Annotated in this window: 14 protein-coding genes; 7 read left to right on the top strand and 7 right to left on the bottom strand. The window is 36.0% G+C overall.

Features of this window, described 5'->3' with window-relative positions; genetic code table 11:
* Position 1: 1 nt before the first annotated feature.
* On the bottom strand, positions 2 to 706 hold the full coding sequence (locus BCR23_RS12505) for an NAD-dependent protein deacylase (RefSeq protein WP_069635820.1): 705 nt from the start codon (positions 704 to 706) through the stop codon (positions 2 to 4).
* A 228-nt stretch (positions 707 to 934) separates the two neighbouring features.
* Between BCR23_RS12505 and BCR23_RS12500 the strand changes: the two genes are divergently transcribed.
* The gene (locus BCR23_RS12500) at positions 935 to 1,234 is read left to right on the top strand and encodes a hypothetical protein (RefSeq protein ID WP_069635819.1); all 300 of its coding nucleotides are present in this window, start codon (positions 935 to 937) and stop codon (positions 1,232 to 1,234) included.
* Positions 1,235 to 1,328: 94 nt separating this feature from the next.
* Here the strand turns inward: BCR23_RS12500 and queG are convergent, their stop codons facing one another.
* Both queG and BCR23_RS12490 read right to left on the bottom strand, forming a co-directional pair.
* The gene (queG, locus tag BCR23_RS12495; protein WP_069635818.1) at positions 1,329 to 2,474 is read right to left on the bottom strand and encodes a tRNA epoxyqueuosine(34) reductase QueG; all 1,146 of its coding nucleotides are present in this window, start codon (positions 2,472 to 2,474) and stop codon (positions 1,329 to 1,331) included.
* Between the two features lie 497 nt (positions 2,475 to 2,971).
* A complete protein-coding gene (locus tag BCR23_RS12490; protein ID WP_069635817.1) occupies positions 2,972 to 4,447 on the bottom strand; it encodes an LPXTG cell wall anchor domain-containing protein in 1,476 nt (491 codons plus the stop codon).
* A 320-nt stretch (positions 4,448 to 4,767) separates the two neighbouring features.
* Between BCR23_RS12490 and BCR23_RS12485 the strand changes: the two genes are divergently transcribed.
* Complete coding sequence (locus tag BCR23_RS12485; protein WP_069635816.1) at positions 4,768 to 5,868, top strand: NAD(P)/FAD-dependent oxidoreductase; 1,101 nt, start codon at positions 4,768 to 4,770, stop codon at positions 5,866 to 5,868.
* Between the two features lie 58 nt (positions 5,869 to 5,926).
* Here BCR23_RS12485 and BCR23_RS12480 read toward each other — a convergent pair whose 3' ends face one another.
* Entirely contained in the window at positions 5,927 to 6,310 is a 384-nt protein-coding gene (locus tag BCR23_RS12480; RefSeq protein WP_069635815.1) for a YbgA family protein, read from the bottom strand.
* Positions 6,311 to 6,509: 199 nt separating this feature from the next.
* On the opposite strand from BCR23_RS12480, the gene BCR23_RS12475 reads away from it, so the two are divergent.
* Positions 6,510 to 7,979: a peptide MFS transporter gene (locus BCR23_RS12475; RefSeq protein ID WP_069635814.1), complete on the top strand. Its 1,470-nt coding sequence runs from the start codon at positions 6,510 to 6,512 to the stop codon at positions 7,977 to 7,979.
* Positions 7,980 to 8,117: 138 nt separating this feature from the next.
* Here the strand turns inward: BCR23_RS12475 and BCR23_RS12470 are convergent, their stop codons facing one another.
* From BCR23_RS12470 to efp, 3 genes are all read right to left on the bottom strand, one after another.
* Positions 8,118 to 8,387, bottom strand: a complete 270-nt coding sequence (locus tag BCR23_RS12470; RefSeq protein ID WP_069635813.1) for a hypothetical protein — start codon at positions 8,385 to 8,387, stop codon at positions 8,118 to 8,120.
* Positions 8,388 to 8,620: 233 nt separating this feature from the next.
* On the bottom strand, positions 8,621 to 9,790 hold the full coding sequence (locus BCR23_RS12465; protein ID WP_069635812.1) for a cation:proton antiporter: 1,170 nt from the start codon (positions 9,788 to 9,790) through the stop codon (positions 8,621 to 8,623).
* A gap of 172 nt (positions 9,791 to 9,962) precedes the next feature.
* Positions 9,963 to 10,526 carry an elongation factor P gene (efp, locus tag BCR23_RS12460; RefSeq protein WP_069635811.1) on the bottom strand — a complete coding sequence of 188 codons (564 nt, stop codon included), beginning with the start codon at positions 10,524 to 10,526 and terminating at the stop codon, positions 9,963 to 9,965.
* A gap of 538 nt (positions 10,527 to 11,064) precedes the next feature.
* On the opposite strand from efp, the gene BCR23_RS12455 reads away from it, so the two are divergent.
* From BCR23_RS12455 to BCR23_RS12440, 4 genes are all read left to right on the top strand, one after another.
* Positions 11,065 to 12,309, top strand: a complete 1,245-nt coding sequence (locus BCR23_RS12455) for a dicarboxylate/amino acid:cation symporter (protein WP_240482556.1) — start codon at positions 11,065 to 11,067, stop codon at positions 12,307 to 12,309.
* A gap of 50 nt (positions 12,310 to 12,359) precedes the next feature.
* A complete protein-coding gene (locus BCR23_RS12450) occupies positions 12,360 to 13,718 on the top strand; it encodes a sigma-54 interaction domain-containing protein (RefSeq protein ID WP_069635809.1) in 1,359 nt (452 codons plus the stop codon).
* A gap of 383 nt (positions 13,719 to 14,101) precedes the next feature.
* Positions 14,102 to 15,667, top strand: coding sequence for an acyl CoA:acetate/3-ketoacid CoA transferase (locus BCR23_RS12445; RefSeq protein ID WP_069635808.1), 1,566 nt, complete (start codon positions 14,102 to 14,104; stop codon positions 15,665 to 15,667).
* Positions 15,664 to 16,881 (top strand): L-lactate MFS transporter, encoded by a 1,218-nt coding sequence (locus tag BCR23_RS12440; RefSeq protein ID WP_069635807.1) that lies wholly within the window; start codon positions 15,664 to 15,666, stop codon positions 16,879 to 16,881. Before BCR23_RS12445 ends, BCR23_RS12440 begins: the two co-directional genes overlap by 4 nt.
* Positions 16,882 to 16,888 lie beyond the last annotated feature (7 nt).

Below are 16,888 nucleotides of genomic sequence, written 5' to 3'. Positions count from 1 at the left end.
TCTATAAAGTATTGTCAAAAATATTCGTTGCATCTTCTTTGAAAAAATAAGCTTCTTTATTTAATTTAATCGGTGTTTGATTGATTACTAAAACCTTTGCTGTATCAGCGGCATAATGAATCAAGTCACAAAAAGGATGCACTTGAAAAGTCGTTCCAACTATAACTACTAACTCAGCGCTAGCAACAGCTTCAATAGATGTTTCAACCGATTGTTGGCTTAACCCTTCTTCGTACAAAACGATATTAGGTCTAATTTGCCCACCGCACTGTTCGTGACGATCAGATACTAAATAGGCAGTTGCAGCAACTTTTTGACCACATAGTCGACAGTAGCAGTCATACAAATCCCCATGAAAGTTCACTAAATGCTGCGTTCCTGCTGCAGTATGAAGCCCATCTATGTTTTGAGAAATGACCCATGTTTCTTTTGTTTTTTCTAGTTCTGCCATTTTTAAATGGATAAGGTTCGGCTGAACTTTTGGATGATACAATGTTTTCACAAATGAATAAAATTTATCCGGCTCTTCAATCAAACATGTCTGACTTAACAAGTATTCAGGACGCTCAATCCCCTGGTATATCCCTGATAAAGAACGATAATCAGGTACGCCAGAAGCTGTTGAAACACCTGCACCAGTCAAAAAAGTGATTTTTCTGGCTTGTTGGATTAAAGCCACAGCTTTTTGTTCATCGATTGATTGCATAGAATCATCTCCTAATACTTTTATTATAGCTTAAATGGATGTCAGATAGAAAAAATATTCGCATAAATTTAAAAAGAATTCTTTTATTTCAGCTATTCAGGATTAAAACGTTATCGTCTAAAATCAAGTGAGAACCTTTTAATATTGTTAAGTTTTTCACTGTCTTTTCATGACAAAAAAAAGAGAACGTGATAGAATACTTAATGTATAAAAGTGAGGTGAAACTTCGTGGTAGCATTTATTATTTATTGGGCAGCTATTTTAGTCTGCATCGCTTGGGGTGTTTTAAGTTTATGGTTTTCGATCTATTATCTTTCACGTAAAGAAAATGGAAATCTATGGGCTTTCGCATTTTTAAACGTTCTTGCAGGCATTGTTTTAGCAATTGTTTTAGTTATTTACAAAACGTGGGATTTCGATATTACAACGTATTCAAGCTTGATTTACACAATTTTAGCTTCATATGGTGTCTTAACAGTTCTACAAGCGATTTTAGGCCGCGAACCAAAAGAGGCTGCAAAAGCTTAATTTTGTTAGTTAAATATAAAAAAGCACTGAAAAGATCTTCTTTTCGGTGCTTTTTTCTTATGCCTCTAACATCTGTATCCTCATAAATAATTAATTACTTTTCTAATCGTTCAATGGCATTCGTTATCTCCACAATCACTTCTTCGTCTTGCTCTTTTTCTAACAACTCAGTCAAAATACCAAGCCATTTTTCCGCTTCTCTATTTCCTAATTTACCGATTGCCCATGCTGCGGTTCCTCTAATTACAGGACGCACATCTTCTTTTGCACAGACTAAAATTTCTGGTAATGCACTGCGATCACCTAAATTAGCCAAAGCAATTAGTGCGTTTCTTTGCAGTGGTTTTTTCCCTCGCCAAGAACCAGATAAATGCCCAAAAGTTTCTTTAAATTCTTTATTCGATATGCTTAACATTGGTTTTAATTTAGGATAAACAGTATCCACTTCTGGTTCCATTTCTTTATGAAAATGAAAATTTTTCCCTTTATTATAAGGACAAACCAACTGACAAATGTCACAACCGTAAATCACATTGCTCATTTTTTTACGATACTCTTCTGGTACCATTCCTTTAGTTTGAGTTTGATAAGCCAAACATTTTTGCGCATTCATGCTGCCATCTCCTAAAAGCGCTTGGGTAGGACATGCGGTTACACAACGAGTACAATCGCCACAGCCAAACGGTACAGGTTCATCCACTTCAAAATCAATATTGGTTACAATCTCTCCCAAATAAACAAAAGAGCCAAACTCTTCTGTAATCAACAAGCCATTTCTCCCGATGAAACCTAAGCCCGCACGCTGAGCAACAGCAACATCAACCAGTTCTCCAGTATCCACTTGCGGAGCAAAACGCCACTTTTCCGTTTCTTCCAAACTTTTGGCTTGGGATTGAATAAAATCAATCAATTTTGTTAAGCGATCCCGCAAAATATCATGATAATCAATGCCCCAAGATGCTCTGGAAAACATGCCTCTTTTCTCATCTCTTGGAACTTTTTCTTCTATTTTAGTCGGATAAGCCAATGCAATAGAAATAATCGTTTTGGGATTTTCAAATGTTTTTTCTGGATAGATTCGCTCTTCAATCACTTGATGTTCAAACCCAGAATTAAACCCAAGTTCCTTTTGTCTTCGTAAAGAATCCTCTAATTCATAAAAAGGTTCCGCAGAAGCAAAACCAATTTTATCGATCCCTAAACGTTTACTTTCCGCAATGATTCGTTGTTTTAATGTCATGGTTCGTACTCCTTAGTTTAAAAGCTGAATGTGTCTGTTTTGTTTAACCTCGACTGAAAACCAGGAAAATCCTCCCCAGTCAGTACGTCATTTATTATAGTCCACCGCTTAAATTATTGTCATCATTTTAGTTTCGATCCGATAAATCTGTTATTCATTTACTAGATAAACTTGAAGCAGCTTCTTCTTAATTTTACAAAATCAATAGCAATAATTACCAATGAAATGATTATGTGTTCGAGAAACTCATCATGACTATCTACTTCAATTGTATCTCCCCATGTAAGTATCTTTTCATTAAAAATCACTCACATATTTGATTTCTTGCTCCTATTCAGCCACAGTCCTCACTAGATTATACTATAATTTGCTCACAATAAAAGCTTCTCTAAGAATTACTCAACCTCTCTTTTACAAGGATGATTATAAAAAAAGAAGCCAAGGAAAATACCTTCGCTCCTTTTTTACAATTAGAGTGTCTTGTTCAAATAAATAATTTATTCAGTTTCTCTTCTCTTTTTGAAAAAAACAACCAGTCCAACTGCTAATGCAATGAATCCAAGACTAGCAATGGCACTTGTGTTCTCTCCTGTCTGAGGAAGTTTCCCCTTTGATTTATAGGCATTTTTTTGATTCTTGTTTGTTAAATCAATCGTTGTAGTATTTTGAAGCAGTGTTTCCGGACTTATTGGACTGACTGGCGGTGCAGGATTGACAGTCTCTAGTTGTTTATAGACGAATGTTACATCATTTGTACCATCACCGAACGTTCCTGATAACTTCGGAACAATGTCATTTGTAAAAGCTAACGGTTGATTGCTTGAAGAAATATATTCATATCCTTCAATCACTGGTGGTTTAGCTGACCAAGCTTCCTGAGGTCGTCCTGTTAAAGAAATAGCTGCTTGATCCATAATTAAATTATTGTTCTCATCTACAGCAGATACAATAACAAGTAATTTCAAACGATCCAATACTGCTCTCAAAGCATCCACCGCTTCAGATGCTTCACCATCTGTCAAAGCATTCTCAAATGCATCCTCTGCTTGACGAAATGCATTTTCAAAATCTACTCTATCTTTAATACCAGCTACCTTAGAACCAGATAATTTACGTGCTTCTGCTAAAATCTCAGCTAAATGATCTCTGCGAACTAAACCAGGATCGGCATTTATCGCCGTATAAATGGCATCAGCCTTTTCGATAACGTCTGTTATTTTTTGGGTAGCCAATTTTGGATCAATCTTGCCGTTTGCCCCTAGAATCGTTAACCAAACGGGTTTTCCTGCATCAAGAGCAACTTGTATCTCAGATCTTACAGCATTAACAGAAGCTGGTGTATAAAGACCTTTAAATTCATCCGCATTATTCAAAATTTTTGTTGCTTCATCGATCGCAATTCCCAAATTTTTCGCAAAACTTAATTCTACTTCTGCTTCAATTAAATTACTCATTTTATTTTGAATTTCCTTTATTACTAGAGTAAGTTTAATATTAGTGGTACTGGGATCGCCTAAAAGCAGTAATGCTTTTTCTATTGACAGTTTTAATGGTAATGTTGTTTCTGCCAAATACGTTCCAGTATCAAGTTTTTCTTGAGCTTTTGCAATTGCCTCTCTAACTTTTTGCATTTGCGCTTCACTTGCTTTTGGCTCTGGTCTCTCTTTAGATGTTGTTGTTGTTGTTTCTTTTTTTGATTCTTCCGATGAGCCTTTTTCTATTTTTTTGTCTTCCTCTACAGTTGTAGTATTCTCCGTAGACTCATCTTTACTCGGCATTTCAGTTGTCTCTGATTCCTCTTTGCTTTCTTCCGTGACTTCCGGAGCACCAACCTGCTCTTCCGCACTTTGAGGAGCCACCGTTTCACTGGACTCAGTTGTTTCAACAGTTACTGCCAAAACAGAAATTGGTGTTGCCACTATCTGTGTACCAATCAGTGAAGCTAAAACAACCCTTTTTAATGTTTTTTTCATTCTGCTTCCCTCTTTCGAATAATAGTTCTAAGAATGTTCAGACACACTCTCATGTTCAAGCATATCATAGCAAAAGTAAGGTATTTCTCATTATTTCCTTTTTTTATAGAATCAATGAAAAATCCATCTATTTTACACACTTTTTGTTTAATATCATTTTTTATCTTACTTTTTCTAGCACCGTATTGAGAAATATTTATGATACCTTAACATAAACAATCTATAATACTACAACAATGAGCGAAAGTTCTCTTGCAACCTTCATTAACTTATGTAAAAATAAATTACTTGATTCTAGAAGTTTATCAAAGGAGTTACCTATGAAAAAATTAGCAATTATCGGCGGCGGAATCATTGGAATGACCTTAGCCAACTACATTGATTTAAAAAAATACACTGTCACAATTTACGACACCCCAATTGGACAAGCTACTAAAGCTAGTGCTGGCATCATTTCACCATGGCTTTCTAAACGTCGCAATAAAAAATGGTATCAGTTGGCGAAAGATGGCGCAGCTTTTTACCCCAAATTAGTAAAAGATTTTTCCTTAACAGAGAGTGTTTATCAGCAAACTGGAACTTTGATTCTTCGTAAAGACGGCGAACTTGAACCATTAAGAAGTTTAGCAGAAGAACGAAAACTAGCAGCTCCTGAAATTGGCGATGTTCACTTATTAACACCACAACAAGTATCTGAAAAATTGCCTTTATTGGCCCCATCCCCAGCTCTTTTTGTAACCGGCGGCGGAAAGTTGGATGGTGCTAGTTACTTAGAAACGCTACGCCAACGCGCTTTAACACAACATATCACTTTAAAAAATGGGTCTGTTACACTTAACCGCACACTAGATAAATGGATTGTTCATACACCCATTGAAACAGAACATTTTGACGAGATCGCTTTATGTGCTGGTCCTGGTTTGCCTTCTTTATTAGAACCGTTAGGCTATAAGACAGATATCAGAGCGCAAAAGGGACAATTATTAGCTTTTGAAACACCATTTAAAGAAAGTAGTCATTGGCCGGTAGCCATGCTCGATGGAGAAAGTGATTTGATTCCTTTTGAAAACGGAAAAATTCTAGTAGGCGCGACCCATGAAAATGACGCTGGTTTTGACTTATCTCCAACAAAAGAAGCTTTTTCCATACTCAAACAAAAAACAGCACCTTTTCTTGCTATGTCAAGTTTTTTTGAAGACTATCCAGCTGCATATCGCGTAGGAACCAGAGCATACACATCGGATTTCGCACCATTTTTCAACTGCCTACCAGATGATCCCACCGCTGTTGTTGCAAGCGGCTTAGGTTCTTCTGGTCTAACAACGGGGCCTTACATTGGCTTCCTGTTGGCAGACTATTTTAATTCAGGAAAAAGTAAGTGGCAAGAGTATCAAAAAACGATTGATCATTATTTGAAATAATTACTATAAAACCGGTTTGATCCCCTTACTTTGGGAAACTAACCGGTTTTTTTATTTTTTAAAATACCTCATTAAAAAGTAATTTTGACTGAAGTAAGTATGATTCTTGATACTTTACTGTTAGTCCCTTTAAAAAAGGCAATAGTTCATCTTGTTCTAAAGAGAATGTGTCAATCAAATTTTGGTATTGTTCATGTTCATCCTCGGTTGCTTTCTTTTTAAAGTAACCCCAGACATGTTGATAGGCATTCAGAAGATTTTCTTTTTTAGCAGGTTCAGCTAACGCATGATGAAGGTAGCTATGAAATGCCTGTTCTTTTTCTTCATTCCATGTATCATCTGCAAATAATTTTCTGATCCCTCTATAATCTTGTTGGGATTTTGATAGCACCAAATACTTCAATGATGCCCACTCTTGTTGTTTTCCAGTGATTTTCTTCAATGTAACCCTCCCTTTTCTATTCAGTCTTCACATGATAATGAGAATTGAATGAGTATATTTTATATTTTTCTTATAGTCTAATCATTAAAATTTTTGATGATTAAAATGGTAACAGTTTACAATCAATATGTACAGTTTTTGGAAAATCTATTTTGAATGAATTTTCTGAATATTAAAAAAAGAATTGAGGTTACTATTTATGAATGAGCGGCAGTTAGACAAATCATTCTTGGGTCAGCCAAAAGGATTGTCTACACTCTTCTTTACTGAGATGTGGGAAAGATTTAGTTACTACGGCATGAGGGCAATTTTACTCTATTATATTTACGATACGGTATCAAACGGTGGATTAGGATTACCTAAAGAAACTGCTTTGGCGATTATGTCGATTTATGGGTCCTTAGTTTTTATGTCTAGTATTATTGGCGGCTGGATTTCTGATCGGGTGCTAGGTGCTAGAAAAACCGTATTCTATGGTGGTATATTTATCATGCTAGGTCATATTGTTCTAGCGACACCATTTGGTATCTCAGCGTTATTTTTTTCTATTTTTCTAATCGTAATCGGTACAGGAATGTTAAAACCGAATGTTTCCGGCATGGTAGGACATCTCTACTCCAAAACAGACTCACGTCGTGATGCTGGTTTCTCTATTTTTTATATGGGAATCAATATCGGCGCATTAATCGCCCCATTTGTGGTCGGCACACTAGGTCAAACGTATAATTATCACGTTGGGTTCTCAGTTGCAGCTTTTGGTATGTTTTTCGGTTTACTACAATACTATTTACAAGGGAAAAAATCATTGGAGGGAATAGGTTTAAAACCGACCAACCCCATTAATTCTAAGGAACGTAAACTATTCATTCGCTCGTTAATTCTTGCCCTTATCTTTGCTGTTGTGCTTTTTGGCGGTGCATTTATTCTGGGTCATTTAACAATCGATTTCTTTATTAACACTGTCAGTATTTTGGGCATTTTATTGCCTGTCTATTATTTCATAAAAATGCTGACATCTAATAACGTAACAGCAGAAGAGAAACCAAGAGTTCTTGGTTACATCCCTTTATTTCTGGCTGGTATCGTTTTTTGGTCATTGGAAGAACAAGGCTCTTCTATTTTAGCTCTCTTTGCTAACGAGCGGACAAATGATACCTTGTTTGGCTTCTCAATTGCACCTAGTTGGTTCCAATCATTGAATCCAATTTTTGTGGTAGTTTTAACCCCGATTTTTGTTACTTTATGGACAAAGTTAGGAAAAAAACAGCCTTCAACAGTCGTGAAATTTTCGTTAGGTTTAGTTTTTGCGGGTCTTTCTTTCGTTCTTTTAATGTTGCCTGGACTACTGTACGGCACAAATGGAAGAGTCAGTCCGCTTTGGTTATTCTTTAGCTTTTTTGTTATGATTGTTGGCGAAATGTGTATTTCTCCTGTCGGTCTATCTATCACCACTAAATTAGCGCCTAAAGCTTTTGAATCACAAACAGTAGCAATCTGGTTACTGGCAGATGCTGCTTCACAAGCAATCAATGCGCAAATCGCACGTTTTTATACACCTCAAACCGAGTCCGCTTATTTCGGAATCGTTGGAACGGTAGCTGTGATTGCAGGTATTATATTGCTCCTTTTTAAAAATCCTATCAAAAAATTGATGGGTTCCATTCACTAAATAAAAAACAAACTAAAAAATGCTGGATAAAGTGGTTTAAGTACCTAACTTTATCCAGCATTTTTCATTAACACTATTTGGTAGACTTAGTTATGAAAAAATGATGTTTCTAAATTTTTTTCTACGCAACCTACCTGATTACTCAAGTGCTTGTATTTCTGAGTCGTCAAGATTAATACCTTTTGGCAACGTCATTTCCGTTCCATCGCTGAATGTTTTGACTGTCATTTCTTGCCCATCAATGACTTCATTACGTTCACTAACGACATCTGACTCTTTTTTGTCAAATTTTTTACCGCTCAATTGACCTTTATCTCCTGCATCTTTTTCTTTAGCACCACAAGCCGTTAATGTTACTGTCATTAGTACAGCTGATAAAGCAAAAATTCCAATTGTTCTTTTTTTCATGAGTAAATACCCCCTGTTTATTTTTATACTCTTAATTTACCAAAGTTACATGGATTCTATTTGTATCTAATCTGTAGTTTTTATGGATTTTTGTACATTTTAAATAAAATAACTAACTCTATCATCTATTTTAGTAATGTGCAATTTCAAAAAAAACCTTAAGCATCGTCTTCATCGACTTGATACTTAAGGTTTTATTTCTATAGGTTAATCAAAACAAGCAGTCTATTCAACTACATTTTTTCATAGTTTAATGATTCCTGTTTAACAATTGTTGCTTTTAAAAATAAGGGAGCAATAATTGTCGTAGCAATGATTACAACGATCACAGAAGAATAGTAGTCTTCTGAGAGAAAGTTTGAAGCTAATCCCACCTTAGCGATAATCAATGCCATCTCTCCCCTTGATACCATTCCTGAACCGATAATCCATGTAGAGATTCCTTTGAATCCTGTCATTCGAGCACCGAGTGCACCACCGACTAATTTTGATAAGACTGCTACTACTGTCAATATCGAGATAAATACAATATGTTTTGCCATACCTGAAAAAGTCATATTCAAGCCAATCGAAACAAAAAACATCGGAATAAAAACAGCGTAACCAATGGGCTCTAACTTTTCATCTACTTTCTTTCGGTAATCCGTTTGAGCAATTGCCACACCCGCAAAGAAAGCTCCAATGATCGCTCCCATATTCAATAACTCAGCAAAATAAGCAAATCCTAGACAAATAACCAATGAGAATGCTGAAACAGATTCCACTGCGATAAGTTTTTTGCTTAAATTTAATACCCAAGGTACAAGCCATTTGCTTGCCGCAAAGATAACAATAAAGAAGAAAACTTTCAACAATAAAACTTCCCACATCGGTAATCCTTCACCTGGTTCCGAACGATTCATTAAACTTAGCATGACACCTAATATCAAGACAACAACAATATCATCAACGACCGCAGCGCCGAGTATCGTCGCTCCTTCTTCACTATCTATTTTATTTAGGTCTTTCAATACTTGAACTGAAATACTAACAGATGTTGCACTGAAAAGAACACCCAAAAAGATAGCATTTGATACAGAAAAATTAAATAATTCTGCCACGCCAAAGCCCATCAAAGCTGGGAAAACAATTCCCAACAAAGCCACTGCAAGGGCTGGTCGCCAATATTTTTTTAGTAATTCCAAATCGCTTTCCAAACCTGCAATAAACATTAAAATAATAACACCAATTTCAGAAAAATAATGCATAAAATCATCTGGCTGAACCCAGCCTAATAACGCTGGACCAATCAAAATACCTACTAATAATTCTCCTATTACGGAAGGAATCCCCACTCGATTACAAAAATGCCCAGCAAGTTTGGTAAATAATAATACCAGACACAAAGTTAATAAAAAGACCATATTTCCTCTCCCTTTCTAACAAAAAATTCACTACTTATTATACCATGCAGTCGACTCCGATGGTCATAAAAAGTTTACAAAAAACGATGGATTTCTTAAAAAAATATGAGGCAAAACGAATAATCAGTTTTGCCTCACACTCTAAATCCGAATAACCCTTACTTCAGTTTAATTATTTTGCTGCACGTTTTAAGTACGTACCTTCTTGTGTATTGATTTCTAATAGTTCATCTGCTTCAATAAAGTCAGGAACGTTGACAACTAAGCCAGTTTCCATAATAGCAGGTTTACCTGAACCTGAAACAGTTGCACCTTTGATTGATGGTTGTGTTTCTTTAACTTTCAACACAACTGTTGTTGGTAATGTTACACCAATTACTTCTGATCCGTAAAATTGGATTTTTACTTCCATATTTTCTAAAAGATATTTTAATTCATATTCGATTACAGAAGTTGGGATTTCATATTGTTCATAGGTTTCTAAATCCATGAAGTTGGCTGTATCATCTTGGCTATATAAGTATTGAACTGGTTTGCTTTCGATAAAGGCTTTTTTCACTTTATCATCTGGACGCATCGTTGTATCAGTAGTTGCACCTGTACGAACATCTTTCAATTTCATACGCATAACTGTGTTGCCTTTACCAGGTTTGTGGTGACTAGCATCCATTACGCGGATTAATTTTCCATCTTGTTCAAAAGTCATACCTGCTTTAAGATCACTTACTGCTATCATGTTATTATTCTCCTCTTTCTTTAAAGTTCGATCATTTAATCTACTATCGTATGATCGAACATTAGTGTAGGCTCTCCTTCTGTATATGTAGCTTTACTTCTTAGAATAGAGAGTCATCATGAAAAAAAATCTTCTCAATCATTGTAGCAGATTACTTACGGATATTCTAGAGAATACGCTGTTCCAGTTCATTTTTTTGAGGTAAATCTGGGGATTCTCTAATTTTTTAGCTAAAGCCCTTCCTCTCACTGATAGATTTATTATTTTAGGAAGTGTTACTTCACTAATTCTTATTTCACTCTCTCCTTAAAAATTTTAAAAGATATGGACGAAGTTCGTCTAGCATGTTATATTGACTGTGTATTTGAAAATATTCAGTAGAACATCACAACTACTTGTGAATTAGATCACATTTTTTTTTACTCCTTCAAATGACGGATCCAACCTAATCCGCTGATTTGAGAAATAAACAACTTATAAACTGATTTTAGTATCATTACGATTCACTTGATTCTAAACCAGTACTGGAGGAAGAATGATGAAATTCATAAAAAACTATCAGAGTTCACTAAAACTTTTAGCTGGGATTGCCATTGGTGCTATCATAGGTATTTTTTTTAGTGACTTCGCCCTTTTACTAGAACCCCTTGGACGTTTGTTTTTAAACGTTGTTTTCGTATTGATCGTCCCTTTAGTTTTTTGCAATATGACTTTGGCGGTTGCTAACAACCAAGGACTAGACCGTATCAAAAAAATACTACGATTTACTTTAGTATCCTTCTTACTAACCACTCTAACAGCTGTTGTTTTAATGTATCTAGCAACATTGATTTATAATCCTTTTGAAACTATCGATACTGGTCAATTCACAGAACTAATGGATCAAACCTTAAATGCTGATTCACAATCATTAGCTATGGTTATCGTTGATACACTGACTGTTAGTAATTTCTTAGACTTATTTGATAAGAGTCATTTATTGTCCCTTATTTTATTTTCACTTTTCTTTGGTTTAACAATTTCTTCTGTTGGAGAAAAAGCCGTACCTTTGACTAGAGTAATTACCTCTGTAAATCATGTGATTATGAAAATGATCACTCTCGTAATGAGATTTGCTCCAGTTGGCTTGGGTTCTTATTTTGCATATACCTTAGGTAATTTGGGTTCTAAAATTCTTGGTGGTTACTTTAAAAGCCTTATACTATTTGTCATTGTTTGTGTCATTTATTATGTCTTTATCCTCTCGATTTACGCCTATATTGGAGGCGGTACCAGTGGTTTGAAATGTTACTGGAAAAACATTTTCAATCCGTCTTTGCAGGCGTTGGGGACAAGTTCCAGTGCAGCTTGTATCCCTGTTAATCTAACAGCGTTGGAAAGAATTGGTGTACCTGAAGATATTCGAGAAACAGTGATTTCTTTAGGCGCGAATATTCATAAAGATGGGTCAGCAATGAGTGGCGTTTTACAGGTAGTTTTATTGTTCACCTTGTTTAATCGAGAGTTAGATACACCTTTAGCGGCACTTTGTATTATCGGCGGCGGCTTTTTGGTTGGTGTCGTTATGGGCTCGATTCCAAGTGGTGGTTTTACAGCGGAAGTCCTTTTAGTTTCACTCTTTGGTTTCCCTGTAGAAGTCATCCCTGTACTCGCTGTGATCACTACGATTACTGATATGACCGCGACTGTAATCAACTCAACAAGTAATATTACGTGCGGAATGATGGTTAGACGAGCGGTTGAAAAAACGTACTATAAGCAAACACAATTACCAGTAAAATAAATGCTGTCTTTTTTCTAGCGCTCAATATTAGCAAGTTAAGGAGATTTGATATGACTAAGACCGTAACAAAACTAATGAATGAAGATATTACTACTCTTTTCGTGACTGATGGCGAAGGGAATATCTTACTTGCAAATGAATTTACTGCTATGACTTTAGGTATGACCTTAAATGACTTACTGAACTCAAATGTTTACGACCTAGTTGCTACAGATATTTACAATACATCTGCGACAATAGAAACGTTAAAAACACATAAAAATGCCCATGTTACCTTAACGACCAAAGCAGGTTACCAAATTAATTCAAAATCTAATCCTATTTTTTATCCAGACGGTACCTTGCATTTAGTTGTAACAAAATCAGATCCGTTAACTGAAGAAGAAGTCAAACAATGGACTGAAAATGTACGCCCGATCATCGCAGAAGAAAATGCTCAAAAATCAGAAAAAATGGCAAATGTCATTGCGGAAAGCATGGAAATGAAGCGGGTTTTACGAGTTTGTAAACAAGTGTCTAAGTATAATAGCCGAATTTTATTATTAGGCGAATCTGGTGTTGGTAAAGAAGTGGTTGCTAATTATGTCCATCAACACAGCACATTAGCTGACAATGCTTTTATTGCTGTCAACTGTGCAGCAATTCCAGATAGTTTGTTTGAATCTGAATTTTTCGGTTATGAAAAAGGAACGTTTACTGGTGCAAAAGAAGATAAAATCGGCTTGATCGAAGCAGCAAATGGCGGAACGTTGTTTCTTGATGAGATTTCGGAAATGCCATTAGAATTACAAGCAAAATTATTACGAGTCTTGGAAACGATGATGATTCGACGGGTAGGAGGAATTGAAGAAATCCCTGTTTCTTTCCGATTAATCTCTGCTTCAAACCAAGATATCCTTTCTTTGGTAGAGCAAGGAAAATTCCGTCGAGATCTTTATTATCGAATCAACGCTATCCCTGTTTTCATCCCTCCATTGAGAGAGCGAAAAAAAGATGTACTTGCTTTGGCAAACCACTTTGTTGAATATTTCAATTCTTATTACAACCATAATATGACCTTAACAAACCAGCATACCAAACACCTAATTACATGTGCTTGGCCTGGAAATGTTAGGGAATTAAAAAATTATATTGAATATATCGTTGTTACAGCTGATCTGAAATTACCTAACATTGCTCACCCAGACAATACTGATTCCACCATTTTGGATGAGCATACGCTTCAGTTAGCGGCTCAAACCTCCGATTATCAAGAATTCATCGCACATGTGGAAAAAATTTATTTTGACTATCATTTAGAAGAAAATAATTGGAATATCAGTCAAACTGCAGAAGCAACTCACGTTAGCCGCCCATTTATCTATAAAAAAATTTCAGACTTAGAATTGGAACAAAACAATACACTTTAATAAAAAAAATGCTCAAGTGTAAACAAAAATTACACTTGAGCATTTTTCTTTTCGTCTGTCTTTTTCTGTTTTTTTCATAAGATAGAAAAATAAATAATTTAATAAATACTGTTTTAACAAGGATTTATCAAGAAAAACGAATTAGCACTCTGAATATCAGAGTCCTTTTCCTATAGTTGGCATGGTAATTGCTTTATAGAATGATGTAAAAGAATACATGTGATTAAATTCACTATAGATTGTTTTTCTACTGATAAAATAGTCATACTTTTATATAAAGAGGTTAAGTTAGGTTGCTTACCTCTCTGTATAAACACGAATTAACAACTGATTCACCAAGTTACCATACCCTTATAAAATTAATTAAAGGAAGGAAGTTTAATGTGAAAGCAATCACTAAAGAAGAAGCAGCAAAACTAATTAAAGACAACGACACACTGGCTTTTAGTGGTTTTGAATTAGCTTGCGCAAATGAAGAAGTTGCAATTGCATTGGAGGAACGTTTTTTAGAAACTGGTTCTCCTAAAAATTTGACTGTGATGCACTCAAGCTGTTGGGGTGACCGCAAACAAAAAGGAATGTCTCACTTATCCCATAAAAAGTTATTAAAACGTTGGATTGGGGGCATTGTTAAAGCATCTTCCCCTGCATTATCCGAAATGATTCAAAACAATGAATGCGAAGCCTATAACTTACCTCAGGGTGTCTTAGCTCAGCTTTATAGGGAAATTGCTGCCAAGCGACCTGGTTTAATCACAAAGATAGGCTTGGAGACGTACATCGATCCACGTTTGGAAGGAGGAAAAATGAATGAGGTCACAACTGAAGATCTCGTTCAAGTGATTGATCTGCTTGATGAAGAATGGATGTTCTATCCTTCTTTCCCGATTCAAGTTGGATTAATTCGAGGAACCTATGCTGATGAACACGGTAATTTAACGTTAGGAAAAGAAGGGCTGCATATGGAAGTTCTCCCGATTGCACAAGCTGTCCATAATAGCGGCGGGATCGTCATTGCTCAAGTTGAAAAAATCGTTAAAAACGAGACTCTCAATCCTAAAGACGTCCGTGTACCTGGCATTTTGATTGATTATCTTGTTGTATCAGAACCAGAAAATCATTTTCAAACAGGAACGACTCAATTTGAACCAGCCTTTAGCGGTGATGTAAAAATCCCATTAGCAGATGTCCCCCCCTTACCTTTAGATGCTCGTAAAGTAATAGCGAGGAGAGCCTCAACGGAATTGAAACCTGACATGGTTCTAAATTTAGGGGTTGGGATTCCAGTCAATGTTTCTACAGTTGCCGCAGAAGAAAATGTCAGTGATCAATTTATTTTGACAACAGAAGCTGGAACAATTGGGGGAATTCCAGCTGGATTGAAAGACTTCGGTCATGCTTATAACCCTGAAATGATCATCGATCATCATTCACAATTCGACTTTTACGATGGCGGAGGTCTTGATTTATCTGTATTAGGATTAGCCGAAGCGGATCAGTCTGGGAACGTGAACGTTAGTAAGTTAGGCAACCAAGTCATTGGCTGCGGCGGTTTTATCAATATTTCCCAAACAGCTAAGAAGTTAGTCTTCACAGGAACATTTACAGCCGGCGGTTTAAAAACGGAAGTATTGAATGGAGCATTAACTATTTTAGAAGAAGGACGAAACAAAAAATTTGTTCAACACGTCAATCAAATCACTTTTAACGGCGGATTTTCAGCTAAGAATAATCAAGAAGTACTTTTTGTAACTGAACGAGCGGTCTTTGAATTAAACAACGGAGAGCTTGTTTTAATTGAAATCGCACCAGGAATTGATTTAGAAAAAGATATCTTAGCTCAAATGGAATTTCCCGTAAAAATTTCAGCTGACTTAAAAGAAATGTCTGCAGAAATTTTCCAAGAAAGTTGGGGTAAGTTAGCAGAAATAATGGAGGCAAAAGCATGAGTATAGAAAAAAAACTCCCAAAAGTTAACCGTTGGGCCATTTTATTTGCTTCTGTGGGAATCATCTTTTGCCAAGGCGGGATTTATGCCTTCAGTGTCTTTGCAACACCCATAGCCAAAGCACATGGCTGGGACGTTGCAGACGTTATGATCGCTTTTACTATAGCTATTTCCATCTCGCCAATTCCAATGGTGATTGGTGGCAGAATTTCAGACAAAGGAAAATCAAAAGAACTGATTCTCTTTAGTTCAATGTTATTGGCAGCCGCGTTTATTTTAACAGGATTCGTAACAACCAAATGGATGCTGTATCTCACGTACGGCGTGTTAGGCGGCTTCGGATTAAACCTTGGCTACATTGCTTGTATCAACAATGCGATCCGATTTTTCCCAGATAAAAAGGGGTTGTGTTCAGGATTAGTGATTACAGGAATTGGACTTGGAACCACAGTCTTTGCTCCTTTATCCGCTTGGATGATCGAACGTTTTGACATCAAAATGACCTTTGTGGTTTTAGGTATCGTTTATGCGGGTATTTCTCTTGTTTGTTCACTGATCATTCAAAATGCACCTATCGAAGAAGAATCCGAACAACTTGAAAATAGCTCAACAGAAAAAAATTATACCTGGCGGCAAATGATCAAGCATCCACTTTTTTATATTATTGTCTTGATGTATGCTGCTGGCGGTTTTTCAGGATTGATGATTTCGTCAAACGCTGCTGATATTGGTCAAAATATGTTTGAATTAACACCTATCGTTGCAGCAACATTCGTTAGTGTTTATGCCTTAAGTAATTGCTTAGGTCGTGTTATCTGGGGCGGTTTATCTGATAAGATCAATCGAACCAATACCATGATGCTAATTTTCGCTTGTATAAGTTTATCTCTATTAGCTTTTATTTTTCTTCATTCAGTTGTTGGTTTTGCGGTGGGAATGATTGGGTTAGGACTTTGCGAAGGTGGTGTTGCTGCCGTTATGCCGCCGATTACAATTGAAAGCTTTGGAAATAAAAATCAAGGAGTCAATTATTCGTTTGTCTTTGCTGGATACTCGATTGCTTCGATGGTCGCTCCAAGACTGTCAGCGATGATCGGTGAAAATAATAACGGAAACTTCACACAAGCTTTTATTATTGGATTAGCTTTAGCAATTGCAGGAATCATTTTTACATTTATTTATAAAAAACTAAAAAGTACACAAGTATTAACTTAGAAAAGGA

The organism is Enterococcus quebecensis, from assembly GCF_001730365.1.
Classification (GTDB): Bacteria; Bacillota; Bacilli; order Lactobacillales; family Enterococcaceae; genus Enterococcus_L; species Enterococcus_L quebecensis.
This window is presented reverse-complemented; position numbering and strand designations above follow the sequence as displayed.